Origin of the sequence: Microbispora sp. H11081 (assembly GCF_012999535.1) — a bacterium.
In the GTDB taxonomy this organism is placed as follows: Bacteria; Actinomycetota; Actinomycetes; order Streptosporangiales; family Streptosporangiaceae; genus Microbispora.
The window spans coordinates 585,342-598,057 of record NZ_JABBWV010000001.1 but is presented as its reverse complement, the minus strand read 5'-3'; the positions used below and the strand labels follow the sequence as shown (position 1 = coordinate 598,057).

General features: G+C 68.5%; 12 protein-coding genes. 6 read left to right on the top strand and 6 right to left on the bottom strand.

Annotation, left to right across the window (positions count from 1 at the left end; genetic code table 11):
• Positions 1-4: 4 nt before the first annotated feature.
• From HHX31_RS02625 to HHX31_RS02615, 3 genes are read left to right on the top strand one after another with little or no spacing between them, the layout of a single operon-like run.
• Complete coding sequence (locus HHX31_RS02625; protein ID WP_169944628.1) at positions 5-814, top strand: c-type cytochrome; 810 nt, start codon at positions 5-7, stop codon at positions 812-814.
• Positions 811-1,890 (top strand): ubiquinol-cytochrome c reductase iron-sulfur subunit, encoded by a 1,080-nt coding sequence (locus HHX31_RS02620; RefSeq protein ID WP_169944626.1) that lies wholly within the window; start codon positions 811-813, stop codon positions 1,888-1,890. Before HHX31_RS02625 ends, HHX31_RS02620 begins: the two co-directional genes overlap by 4 nt.
• Entirely contained in the window at positions 1,887-3,518 is a 1,632-nt protein-coding gene (locus tag HHX31_RS02615; RefSeq protein ID WP_169944624.1) for a ubiquinol-cytochrome c reductase cytochrome b subunit, read from the top strand. The genes HHX31_RS02620 and HHX31_RS02615 overlap by 4 nt, the downstream gene beginning before the upstream one ends.
• Positions 3,519-3,780: 262 nt before the next feature.
• Here HHX31_RS02615 and HHX31_RS02610 read toward each other — a convergent pair whose 3' ends face one another.
• From HHX31_RS02610 to coxB, 4 genes are all read right to left on the bottom strand, one after another.
• Positions 3,781-4,950 carry an Ig-like domain-containing protein gene (locus HHX31_RS02610; RefSeq protein ID WP_169944622.1) on the bottom strand — a complete coding sequence of 390 codons (1,170 nt, stop codon included), beginning with the start codon at positions 4,948-4,950 and terminating at the stop codon, positions 3,781-3,783.
• A gap of 142 nt (positions 4,951-5,092) precedes the next feature.
• Entirely contained in the window at positions 5,093-5,488 is a 396-nt protein-coding gene (locus HHX31_RS02605; protein WP_169944620.1) for a cytochrome c oxidase subunit 4, read from the bottom strand.
• Entirely contained in the window at positions 5,485-7,149 is a 1,665-nt protein-coding gene (ctaD, locus tag HHX31_RS02600) for a cytochrome c oxidase subunit I (protein WP_169944618.1), read from the bottom strand. Before ctaD ends, HHX31_RS02605 begins: the two co-directional genes overlap by 4 nt.
• Complete coding sequence (gene coxB / locus HHX31_RS02595) at positions 7,146-7,841, bottom strand: cytochrome c oxidase subunit II (RefSeq protein WP_249345344.1); 696 nt, start codon at positions 7,839-7,841, stop codon at positions 7,146-7,148. Before coxB ends, ctaD begins: the two co-directional genes overlap by 4 nt.
• 322 nt (positions 7,842-8,163) lie before the next feature.
• On the opposite strand from coxB, the gene HHX31_RS02590 reads away from it, so the two are divergent.
• Together HHX31_RS02590 and HHX31_RS34015 are read left to right on the top strand one after the other, a co-directional pair.
• Complete coding sequence (locus tag HHX31_RS02590) at positions 8,164-9,297, top strand: cysteine desulfurase family protein (protein ID WP_169944615.1); 1,134 nt, start codon at positions 8,164-8,166, stop codon at positions 9,295-9,297.
• 98 nt (positions 9,298-9,395) lie between these two features.
• A complete protein-coding gene (locus tag HHX31_RS34015; RefSeq protein ID WP_225898452.1) occupies positions 9,396-9,617 on the top strand; it encodes a sulfurtransferase TusA family protein in 222 nt (73 codons plus the stop codon).
• Between the two features lie 234 nt (positions 9,618-9,851).
• Here the strand turns inward: HHX31_RS34015 and HHX31_RS02580 are convergent, their stop codons facing one another.
• Positions 9,852-10,838: a carbohydrate kinase family protein gene (locus HHX31_RS02580; protein WP_169944613.1), complete on the bottom strand. Its 987-nt coding sequence runs from the start codon at positions 10,836-10,838 to the stop codon at positions 9,852-9,854.
• Between the two features lie 165 nt (positions 10,839-11,003).
• A complete protein-coding gene (gene erpA / locus HHX31_RS02575) occupies positions 11,004-11,357 on the bottom strand; it encodes an iron-sulfur cluster insertion protein ErpA (RefSeq protein ID WP_079313357.1) in 354 nt (117 codons plus the stop codon).
• Between the two features lie 193 nt (positions 11,358-11,550).
• Between erpA and nadA the strand changes: the two genes are divergently transcribed.
• Positions 11,551-12,705 carry a quinolinate synthase NadA gene (gene nadA / locus HHX31_RS02570; protein WP_311931240.1) on the top strand — a complete coding sequence of 385 codons (1,155 nt, stop codon included), beginning with the start codon at positions 11,551-11,553 and terminating at the stop codon, positions 12,703-12,705.
• Positions 12,706-12,716: the final 11 nt, after the last annotated feature.

Below are 12,716 nucleotides of genomic sequence, written 5' to 3'. Positions count from 1 at the left end.
TTCGGTGAACTCCATCACCGCCCGACGGCGCCATCCCCTCGCGCGTGTCGCCGTCGTGGCACTCGCGCTGGGCCTGCTCGGCGGCGGCTACGCGCTCGCGGCGCCGAACGGCAGCACCGCGGACGCCGCGATCGCGTCCGGCAAGGCCGACGACGTGGCGCAGGGCAAGAGCCTGTTCGTGGCGCACTGCGCGAGCTGCCACGGCATGAACGCCGAGGGCACCAAGAGGGCTCCGACGCTCATCGGCGTCGGAGCCGCCTCCGTGGACTTCCAGGTGAGCAGCGGCCGCATGCCGGCCGCCGACGCGGGTCCCCAGGCTCCGCGCAAGCCGCGCCCCGAGTGGGCCACCGACGAGGCCGTCAACCAGCTCTCGGCGTACGTCCAGTCGCTGGGCGGCGGCCCAACGGTGCCCAGCGCCGAACAGGTCGACCCGGCCAAGGGCGACCCGGCCAAGGGCGGCGAGCTCTTCCGCGCCAACTGCATCCAGTGCCACAACTTCGTGGGCGCCGGCGGCGCGCTGACCTACGGCAAGTACGCGCCGTCGCTGAACCCTTCGACGCCGACGCAGATCTACGAGGCGATGATCACCGGCCCGCAGGCGATGCCGGTGTTCAACGACTCCACGATCACGCCGGAGCAGAAGCGTGACATGATCGCCTACATCACCCACGTGCGGTCGCAGGTCGACCCCGGCGGCTCCGGGCTGGGCCGTATCGGACCCGTCACCGAGGGCCTTGTAGCGTGGGTCGTGGGTATCAGCCTCCTGGTCCTGGCATCTATCTGGATCACAGCCAAGAAGCGACGGGCGGCATGACAGAGCAGAACGAGTACCCCGAGAGCGGACGGGTGCCGAGCCGCGTCATCGGCACGCCGCCCGCCGACGCGCCGATCGCGGACACCGACCCGATCCGCGCGCCCGAGGGCGTCGCCGGCGTGATCCCGCCGGACCCCGACAAAGCCCGCAAGGCCGAGCGCCTCGTCGCGCTGCTGTTCCTGGTGACCTTCCTGTCCGGCGCCGGTTTCGTCGCGTCGTACGTGATCTTCCAGGTCGGCACGATCGACAGGACGGCGACGTCGAACCTCGCGCTCGGCGGCACCCTGGCCCTCGCCCTGCTCGCGCTGGGCGCGGGCCTCACGGTGTGGGTCCGGCAGATCATGCCGAAGTACAACCTCATCCAGGAGCGCCACGAGATGCGCTCCGACGACGAGGCGCGCGGGTACGTCAAGGAGACCTTCCTCCAGGGCGCCGAGGAGAGCGGGTTCGTCAAGCACCGGCTGCTGCGCCGCACGCTGCTGCTGGCCGCCGCTCCGCTGGGCCTGGCCCCGCTGGTGCTGCTGAAGGACCTCGGCCCGCTCCCCGGGACCGCGCTCAGGCACACCGTCTGGGGCGAGCCCACCAAGGACGGCAAGCCGCGCCGCCTCGTGGTCGAGGGCACCGGCCAGCCGATCCGGGCGGCCGACTTCAACTCGCCCGGCGGCATCCTCTCCGTGGTCCCCGAGGGCTACGAGAAGGACCTGAACGCGCTGGCCAAGGCGACGCTGATCCTGCTCAAGTTCCGCCCGGAGGAGCTCAAGTCCGGGACGAACCTGAACTGGACCCACGACGGCATCGTCGCCTACTCCAAGATCTGCACCCACGTGGGCTGCCCCGCGGCTCTGTACGAGCAGACCACGCATCACATCCTCTGCCCGTGCCACCAGTCGACCTTCGACGCGGCGGACGGGGCGAAGGTCATCTTCGGCCCCGCGGCCCGGCCGCTGCCGCAGCTTCCCATCGGCATCGACGAGGAGGGTTACCTCGTCGCGAAATCCGACTTCAAGGTCCCCGTCGGTCCCAGCTTCTGGGAGCGTGGCGACGCGGAAGCCGAAGTTAGGGAGAACGCATCATGAACGCTCCCCCCAAGGCCATCGCAGGCGTGTCGACCTTCGTCGACGACCGCATCGGCGCGGGGAACTTCCTCAAGCGCAACATGAGGAAGATCTTCCCGGACCACTGGTCGTTCCTCCTGGGGGAGATCGCGCTCTACTCGTTCATCATCCTGCTGCTGACCGGTACGTTCCTGACGTTCTGGTTCAAGCCGAGCATGGGCGAGGTCCCGTACACGGGCAGCTACGCCCCGCTGTACGGCGTGCACATGTCGGAGGCCTACGCCTCGACGCTGCACATCAGCTTCGACGTCCGGGGTGGCCTGCTCATGCGGCAGATCCACCACTGGGCGGCGTTGCTGTTCGTGGCCGGCATGACCGTGCACATGCTGCGGGTCTTCTTCACCGGTGCGTACCGCAAGCCGCGTGAGCTCAACTGGATCATCGGCATCCTGCTGCTGTCGCTGGCGCTGATCGAGGGCCTCACCGGCTACTCCCTCCCCGACGACCTGCTGTCCGGCGCCGGTCTGCGGATCACGCAGGGCGTGGCCCAGTCGATCCCGATCGTGGGCACGTACGTCTCGTTCTTCCTGTTCGGGGGCGAGTATCCGGGCCACGACATCATCTCGCGGTTCTACACGCTCCACATCCTGCTGATCCCGGGCATCCTGCTCGCGCTCATCACGGCCCACATGATCCTGATGTGGGTGCAGAAGCACACGCAGATGCCGGGCAAGAGCCGGACCGAGAAGAACGTCGTGGGCGCGCCGTTCTACCCCGCGTTCATGATCAAGTCGGGCGCGTTCTTCCTGTTCACCTTCGGGATCATCGCGCTGCTCGGCACCTTCGCCCAGATCAACCCGATCTGGCTGTTCGGGCCGTACACGCCGGCGGACATCTCGGCGGGTTCGCAGCCCGACTGGTACATGGGCTTCCTGGAGGGAGCGCTCCGCATCATGCCGGCCTGGGAGATCAACTTCCTCGGCCACACCGTGACGCTGAGCGTGCTGATCCCGGCACTGGTGCCGCTGGGCATCGTCATGACGGGTCTGGCGCTGTATCCGTTCCTGGAACAGTGGGTCACGGGCGACCGTCGCGAGCACCACATCGCCGACCGGCCGCGCAACAACCCGCACCGCACGTCCATCGGCATCGCCGGCATCACCTTCTACGGCATCCTGTGGCTGCTGGGCGCCAACGACGAGATCTCGGCGAACTTCCACATCGACCTGTACACGACGACCTGGTTCGGGCGGATCGCCGTCTTCGTCGGCCCGGCCATCGCGTACTGGATCACCTACCGGATCTGCATCGGCCTCCAGCGCAAGGACGCCGAGGTGCTGTCCCACGGAGTGGAGTCCGGCGTCATCAAGCGGATGCCGAACGGCCAGTACATCGAGATCCACACGCCGCCGGCGGAGGACATCGCCGAGCACATCCGCGGCAAGAAGGAGATCCCGGTGCTCACGAGCGCCGAGGACGGCGAGGGCATCCCGCCCAAGAGCGCCCGTACGGCCCTCGGCCGGCTCCGCACCAAGATGAGCGAGGCGTACGGCACCGACCACGTCCCGCTCACGGACGGCCACCACGACGGCCACCACGAGGAGGAGCACGCGGGCGTCGGCACCGGCGACCGCAAGGAGCTTCACTGACGGGCGCCTGACCGGCCAAGCAAAACGCGGCGGCCCGGCGGGGGGACACTCCCCCGCCGGGCCGTTGTGTTTCCCGCGTCGCTCGTCGGGGCGCTCACACCCGCCGGGTCATGCCGGAGGCACGCCGGAATCACGGCCCTCGTCACGCGCTCGCTCGTTCCTCGCTCCGCGCGCTCCTCAGTCCAGACCGGCGGCGCGCCCCTCCGGCTCGCTCGGCGTTTCCCGCTTCACCATCGCGGAGGAGCGGCGCGGGCGAGGTAGCTCAGAGCTCGTCGACGGGAGCGGCGCGCAGACGGCTGCGCTTGAGCCAGGCCGGCCAGGAGTCCTGCCAGTAGCTCCAGCCGTTGGTGGCCTCCAGCCTGCGCGGCGTGCCGGTCACGATGATCGGGTCGCCGATCAGGGTGTTGTTCTTGAACCACTTGGCGTTCTCGGGGCTGATGTTCACGCAGCCGTGGCTGACGTTGGAGTTGCCCTGGTCGCCGACCGACCACGGAGCTCCGTGGACGTACTCGCCGCTGTTGGAGATGCGGACGCTGTTGTACACGGTCGTCTGGTAGTAGCCGGCCTGCCCGGGTCCCGCGTCGGGGGACGTCATGACCGTGACGTCCTCCCTGGACATCGCCACGTGGATGCCGGTGGTCGTGTGATGGCGCAGGGCGCCGCCCATGCCCGCGCTGATCGGCATGTTCTTGATCTGCTTGCCGTCGCGCTCGATCTTCATGTGGTGGGTCTGGGTGTCGGCCACGCTGATCTGCGATCGGCCGATCTCGAAGTCCCTGACGTAGTCCTGCTTGCCGTACATGCCCTCGCCGCCCCTGATGCCGGCCAGGCGGGCGGTCACGCGGACCTTGGTGTACGTCGGCCAGTACTTCTCCGGACGGAAGACCACGTTCTTGTCGTCGAGCCAGTGCCAGGCGCCTTCGATGGGCTTGGAAGCCCGCACCACCAGATTCCGCTCGACGGACACGCGGTCGGTGATCGGCTTGTCGAAGGTGATGATGATCGGCATGCCGATGCCGACCGTGAGACCGGTGTCCTGCTTGTTGGGCAGCAGGGTGGAGATGCCGAAGGTCTTGGCGGCCTGCTTCGTGGCGAAGCGTACGCTCCTGGTCGCCGAGCCCGCGGAGCCCGCGGCCGTCGCCTGGACGCTGTAGGCGGTTCCTGGGGCCATGGGACGCTCGCTGCGCCACTGGGTGCGGTCAGGGCTGAACACGCCCGCTACGGGCCGTCCAGCGGCCTGCACGTTCACATGGGTGAGCTTTCCGCCCGCCGCGCCGATCAGGATCGGAAGCTCGGGCGGCAGGCCGGCGGCACCGTCGAGAGGACTGATGCTGATCGCCGTCTTGGCGCCTTGGTCCTCGTCTTTCTTATTCGACGTGGAGCACCCGGTTACCACCACGAGAAGGGCCAGCGCCCCCGCACCAGCACGCACGTCCGTCCCCCTAGCGTCGCTTTCCGGGGGTTATACCCCCATTGGCGTACCGCTCGGGCTGTCCGCGCACCGCACGCGGGCAAAGAACACGGACGGCCGGTCGGCGAGATCGCCGACCGGCCGTCCGGTGTGGTTCACGGGATCAGTGCGAGAAGTTGCCCCGGTAGTACTGGAAAACGAAGCCGATCATGCTCATGAGCGTGCAGAACACGCCGATGAAGAACAGCCACCAGCCGACCGCGAAGCCGAAGAACGTCAGCGCGGCCGAAAGGCAGACGAACAGCGGCCACCAGCTGTGCGGGCTGTAGAAGCCGATCTCGCCCGCGCCGTCGCTGATCTCGGCTTCCTTGTTGTCCTCCGGCTGGTCGCCGATGCGGCGCGCCGTGAACAGCAGGTAGTAGCCGATCATGAGGGCCAGGCCGACGGAGATCGCCATGGCGGTGGTGCCGGTCGGCTCCTTCGACCAGAACCAGTAGACCACGTCCGCGGCGGCGAAGAAGACGCCGCAGAGCAGGAACATCCATCCCTGGATCTTCATCGGGACTCCTCCACCAGCTCAGGCTTGGCGGTGATGTGCGGGTACTTGAGGTCGAACGCCGGGCGCTCGGACCGGATCCGCGGCAGCGACGTGAAGTTGTGCCGCGGCGGCGGGCAGGAGGTCGCCCACTCGAGCGAGCCGCAGAAGCCCCACGGGTCGTCCACGGTGACCTTGGGCGCCTTCCGCCACGTCACCCAGACGTTGTAGAAGAACGGCAGGGTGGACAGGCCCAGCAGGAGCGCACCGACGGAGGAGATCATGTTCAGGTCGGTGAAGCCGTCGGTGGCCGAGTAGTCGGCGTACCGCCGGGGGAAGCCGATGACACCCAGCCAGTGCTGCACCAGGAAGGTCAGGTGGAAGCCGAAGAACAGCAGCCAGAAGTGCAGCTTGCCGATCTTGTCGTTCAGCATCTTGCCGGTGAACTTCGGCCACCAGAAGTAGAAGCCCGCGAACATCGCGAACACCACGGTGCCGAAGATCACGTAGTGGAAGTGCGCGACGACGAAGTAGGTGTCGCTCACGTGGAAGTCCAGCGGAGGCGACGCGAGGATGACACCGGTCAGACCACCGAAGAGGAAGGTCACCAGGAAGCCGACCGCGAACAGCATCGGCGACTCGAATGACAGATGCCCTCGCCACATCGTGCCGATCCAGTTGAAGAACTTCACCCCGGTCGGCACCGCGATGAGGAACGTCATGAAGGAGAAGAACGGCAGCAGCACCTGGCCTGTCACGAACATGTGGTGGGCCCACACGGTGACGGACAGACCCGCGATGGCGATGGTGGCGCCCACCAGGCCGACGTACCCGAAGATCGGCTTACGGCTGAAGACCGGCAGGACCTCGGTGATGATGCCGAAGAACGGCAGCGCGATGATGTAGACCTCGGGGTGGCCGAAGAACCAGAACAGGTGCTGCCACAGCATCGGCCCGCCGGTGGGCGAGTCGAAGATGTGCGCGCCCAGCTTCCGGTCCGCCTCCAGGGCGAGCAGCGCGGCGGCCAGCACCGGGAAGGCGAGCAGCACCAGGATGCTGGTCAGCAGGATGTTCCAGGTGAAGATCGGCATCCGGAACATCGTCATGCCGGGGGCACGCATCGTGAGGATCGTGGTGATGAAGTTCACCGCGCCGAGGATGGTGCCGAGGCCGGACAGCGCCAGACCCATGATCCACAGGTCGCTGCCGAGGCCGGGCGAGGTCACCGCGTTCGACAGCGGCGCGTACGCGGTCCAGCCGAACGACGCGGAGCCACCGGGGGTGAAGAAGCCGGCGACGGCGATCGTGCTGCCGAACAGGTAGAGCCAGTAGCTCACCATGTTCAGCCGCGGGAACGCCACGTCGGGGGCGCCGATCTGCAGCGGCATCAGCTCGTTGGCGAAGCCCGCGAACAGCGGCGTCGCGAACATGAGCAGCATGATCGTGCCGTGCATCGTGAACAGCTGGTTGAACTGCTCGTTGCTGACGACCTGCAGCCCGGGCTGCGCGAGCTCCGCCCGCATCACCAGCGCCATGAGGCCGCCGATGAGGAAGAAGATGAACGACGTGATCAGGTAGAGGTGCCCGATCACCTTGTGGTCGGTCGAGGACAGCCACTTGGCGATGACCGTGCCCTTGGTGTAGGGCCGCGGGGCGACGCCGACCGGTTCCTGAATGGCGGTCACTGCGCACTCCCCGCCTGGCTCTTGATGTACTGGTCGAACTCGGCCTGCGGGACGAGCTTCACGGAGAACAGCATCTTGCTGTGGTCGCTACCGCAGAGCTCGGCGCACCGGCCGACGAAGACGCCCGTCTTGTCGAGCGTCGTGATCTGGAAGTGGTTGCGCACGTTGCCCGGGAAGACGTCCTGCTTGAACAGGAACGCCGGCACCCAGAACGAGTGGATGACGTCGGGCGAGTGCAGGTCGAACTCCACCTGGGTGTTGACCGGCAGCACGAGCTGCGGACCCTGCGGGGTCTCCGTGCTCTGCTTGCTGAGGTCGACGGGCACGCCCTCGACCACGGCCTTCTGACCCTGGTACTCCGTGGTGAAGCGCCAGCTCCACTGGTAGCCCTCGACGGCCACCTTGACCGGGGCGTTGGCGTCCATCCGCATGATCTCGGTCTCGTCACGGGCCGTGAAGTAGAAGAAGACCGCGACCATGATGACCGGGACCACCGTGTAGAGGATCTCGATCGGCAGGTTGTACCGCACCTGCGGGGGCAGCTGGTCGGGGCTGTTCTTCTTCTTGCGGTGGAAGATGCACGCCCAGAGGATCAGCCCCCAGACGACCACGCCGGTGGCGAGAGCCGCGATCCAGCTCCCGTTCCAGAGCGTCTGGATGATGCCGGCCTGCTTGGTGACACCTTCCGGCATGCCCCCACGGGACCACTGATCGATGGCCTGGTTGCTACACGCCGTGCCGGACGCCACCAGCAGCGCCACGGCGGCGGCTCCGGGCAACCGGCGGCGTGCCCACGGTCGCCGTGTCGTACGGCGGGTCGGACTCACGGATCGCCTACCCCACAGATGAAGCCCAAGAGTTCCTCTCATGGGCGGTTTTTCCAATTGACCCTGAGGTGAGACCGGCGCGAACGTTCTGGCCGGTCTGCCCTTTACTTGGTTGAGTTCACGCTGGGGGACACATTAGCGCGGACCGGCGCCGCCCCCCTGACCAGCCCCCGTTAATGTCCTAACTGTGGCCTACCTGGACGCGGCTTCGACCGAACCTCTTCACCCCGCGGCCCGTGACGCCCTGCTGACGGCGATCGACGCCGGCTGGGCCGATCCCGCCCGCCTGTACGGCACGGCGCGCCGCGCCCAGATGTTACTGGAGCGAGCGAGGGCGGAGGTAGCCGAACTGCTCGGCGCCCGGCCCGACGAGGTGTCGTTCACCACCTCGGGGACGCAGGCCGTACACCTCGGAGTGCTGGGCACCCTGGCCGGCCGCCGCAGGGCCGGGACCCGCCTTGTGGCGAGCGCCGTCGAGCACTCCAGCGTGCTGCACGCGGGCGAGGTCCACGAACGGGCGGGCGGCGAGGTCGAGCTCGTGGGCGTGAGCCGTACGGGCCGGGTGGACGCCGGGCGGTTCGCCGAGGCCGTCGCGCGGCCCGGCACGGCCCTGGCGTGCCTGCAGACGGCCAACCACGAGGTGGGGACGCTCCAGCCGGTCGAGGAGGCCGCGCTCGCCTGCCGGGAGGCCGGCGTGCCGCTGCTGGTCGACGCCGCGCAGTCGGCGGGCCGCGTGCCGCTCCCCGGGGCCTGGTCGGTCCTCACCGCGAGCGCGCACAAGTGGGGCGGCCCCGCCGGGGTGGGCGTGCTCGCGGTGCGCAAGGGCGTGCGCTGGCGCTCCCCGCTGCCCGAGGACGAGCGGGAGCGGCGGCGGGTGCCCGGGTTCGAGAACGTGCCGGCGATCGTGGCCGCCGCCGCGGCGCTGCGCGCCCGGGCCGAGGAGGCGGAGGCCGAGGGCAGGCGGCTGTCGGCCCTGGTCGAGCGGATCCGTGCCGAGGTGCCCCGCCTGGTGCCCGACGTGGAGGTCGTCGGCGACCCGGACCTGCGGCTGCCCCACCTCGTGACGTTCTCCTGCCTGTACGTCGAGGGCGAGGCGCTGCTGACAGAACTCGACAAGGCCGGTTTCGCCGTCTCGTCCGGAAGCTCCTGCACGGCGAGTACGCTTCGTCCATCGCACGTCCTGGAGGCAATGGGCGTGCTTACGCATGGGAATGTGCGGGTATCGCTGCCCCGTGGCGTGCCCGAGGACGACGTCGATCGGTTCCTCGCGGTGCTCCCGGACATCGTGCGGCGGATCCGGTCGAGCTTGGGGGTGCACTGATGTGGCGCAGACGGACGGGCGGCGGCGCCCGGCGGTCTCCCGAGGCGGCCCGGGAAGCGGAGCCCGCCGCGCCGGCCAGGCCGGCGGAGCCGCCCGCGCTGACGATCGACGCCCTGGGCCGCAAGTGCCCGATCCCGATCATCATGCTGGCCGAGCGGATCAACCAGGTGGCGACGGGCGGCGTGGTCGCCGTACTGGCCGACGACCCCGCCGCGTTCACCGACGTTCCCGCCTGGTGCAGGCTGAAGTCACACGAGCACGTGGGGAGCTACGAGTTGCCGCAGGGCGGCTGGTCCATCCACGTCCGCCGCAACTACTGACGTGATCTTGTAGTTTGTCGCACGGACCACCCCTGACCTGCGCATATGACGTGCATGATCTTGCACTAGTCGCCGCCACGCCCCGACCGACCAGCGGAAACGCCGTCCGTGATCTTGCATGTGCAAGATCACGGACAACGAATCCGCAGGTGAGCCCGCTATGGCCGCTTTGACTGCATGATCACGGAGTACGCAGGCCCAGGTGGGCCGCCGTCTCTGCGACAAACTACAAGATCACGCGTGGTGGCAGCGGGCGTGGGCGGCCACTTCACTAGCGGCGTCGGCTCCGTACGCCGCGGCGAACCGCTCGAGGAAGACCCGCTGGCTGAGCTCGTACTCCTGGCAGCCGACCCGCTCGAGCACGTGAGTGGCGGTGAGGTTGCCGATCTGACCGCAGCGCTCCAGCGACAGGTCCCAGGCCAGGCCGGCGAGGAACCCGGCACGGAACGCGTCCCCGACGCCGGTCGGGTCGGCCTTGCCCAGCTCGGGCGCCGGCGGGATGTGCAGCGACGGCTCGCCCTTCCTGTCGATCCTGGCGCCCTTGGGGCCGAGGGTCGTCACCCGTACGCCGACCCGGTCCAGGATCTCCCCGTCCGACCAGCCGGTCTTCTGCTCGATCAGGCCCAGCTCGTAATCGTTGCTGAACAGGTACGCCGCGCCCTCGACGAGCTGGCGGATCTCGTCACCGGGCATGCGGGCGAGCTGCTGCGACGGGTCGGCGGCGAACGGGATGCCCCGCTGGCGCGCCTCGTCGGTGTGCCGCACCATCGCCGCCGGGTCGTTGGGGCTGATCAGGACGAGGTCGAGCCCGCCGAGACGCTCGGCGACCGGCCCGAGCTCGATCTCCCTCGCCTCCGCCATCGCGCCGGTGTAGAACGAGGCGATCTGGTTGTGGTCCTCGTCCGTGGTGCACAGGAAACGCGCGGTGTGGTGCAGCTCGGACACGTGGACCGACGCGCAGTCGACGCCGTGACGCTCAAGCCAGGAGCGGTAGTCGGCGAAGTCGGTGCCGACGGCGCCGACGAGGATCGGGGTGAGGCCGAGACAGCCCATGCCGAAGGCGATGTTGGCCGCGCATCCGCCACGGCGGATCTGCAGATCGTCGACGAGGAACGACAACGACACCCGGTCGAGCTGCTCGGCGATGAGCTGGTCGCCGAAGCGGCCGGGGAACGTCATCAGATGGTCGGTGGCGATGGAGCCGGTGACTGCGATGCGCACGGGGTCATTCTCCTCGTTGTCAGCATCAGGAGACGGGGGCGGGACGTGGATCCCGCAGAACCTCCTGAGCGTACCGTCTCGGCGCATGACGACGCCCCGCACGGATCAATCCGCGCGGGGCGCTGACATGTCACACCACGCCCGCCGTGAGGCGCGCGCTCGCCGTCAGTTGAACGAGTCGCCGCAGGCGCACGACCCCGTCGCGTTGGGGTTGTCGATGGTGAAGCCCTGCTTCTCGATGGTGTCCACGAAGTCGACCGTGGCGCCGATGAGGTACGGCGCGCTCATCCGGTCGGTGACGACGTTGACGCCGCCGAAGGTGGAGACCACGTCGCCGTCCATCGACCGGTCGTCGAAGAAGAGCTGGTAACGGAGACCGGAACAGCCACCCGGCTGGACGGCCACCCGGAGCTGCAGCCCTTCCTCGCCCTGCTGCTCGAGCAGGCTCTTGACCTTGGCGGCGGCCGCGTCAGTCAGGATCAGGCCCTGCTGAGTGGTCTCGCTGCTCTCAACCGTCATGTGCTGACTCCCGCGTCTGCGCCAACCGCCCTCCGGGCGGTCGATTGGTTCCGACGTCCTACCTAGACGCTACCAACACCCGTGCAGCCCTACACATTCCACGTACGCCACGGGCGACCCCCGGCGAACCAGCCGAAGCGATATGTAATGATTAGTCGTCAGTTAGACGATAAGTCCCCGAGGGGGTGTGGTCGTGACGATCACCGAGACCGGCCTTCCGCTCTTCATCCTCGGCCAGGGCACCGACCCGCACAGCGAACGCGGCGTCGACTGCCCGGGCGAGCTGCCTCCCGCGTCCGACCCGACGCTCGTGGAGCGCGCACGCGTGGCCAAGGAGCGGCTGGGCGACCGGCTGTTCGTGCTCGGTCACCACTACCAGCGCGACGAGGTCATCCAGTTCGCCGACGTGACCGGCGACTCGTTCAAGCTGGCCCGCGAGGCCGCCGCCCGGCCCGAGGCGGAGTACGTCGTGTTCTGCGGCGTCCACTTCATGGCCGAGTCGGCCGACATCCTGACGGGCGACAACCAGGCGGTCGTGCTCCCCGACCTCGCCGCCGGCTGTTCGATGGCCGACATGGCGACCTTCACCCAGGTGGAGGACTGCTGGGACGCCCTGGAGGACGCCGGCGTCGCCGACCGCGTGGTGCCGATCACCTACATGAACTCGAGCGCGGACATCAAGGCGTTCTGCGGGCGCCACGGTGGCGCCGTGTGCACCTCCTCCAACGCCCGGCGCGCCCTGACCTGGGCCTTCGAGCGGGGCGAGAAGGTGCTGTTCCTGCCGGACCAGCACCTGGGCCGCAACACCGCGGTGCTGGAGATGGGGCTGTCCCTGGACGACTGCGTGGTCTACAACCCGCACCGCCCGAACGGCGGCCTGACCCAGGAGCAGCTGGAGAACGCGAAGATGATCCTGTGGAAGGGCCACTGCTCGGTCCACGGGCGCTTCTCCGCCGCGTGCGTGGACGAGGTGCGGGCCCGCATCCCCGGGGTGAACGTGCTCGTCCACCCCGAGTGCCGTCACGAGGTCGTGAACAAGGCCGACTTCGTCGGCTCGACCGAGTACATCATCCGGAAGCTGGAGGAGGCCCCCGCCGGGTCCTCCTGGGCGGTCGGCACCGAGCTGAACCTGGTGCGCCGCCTGGCGAACCGGTTCCAGGACAAGACGATCACATTCCTCGACCGGACCGTGTGCTACTGCTCCACCATGAACCGCATCGACCTGCCGCACCTGGTCTGGGCGCTGGAGTCGCTGGCCGACGGCGAGGTCGTCAACCGGATCACGGTCGACGCGGACACCACCCACTGGGCCAAGGTCGCCCTCGACCGCATGCTCGCCCTGCCGTGACCTCCGCGCGG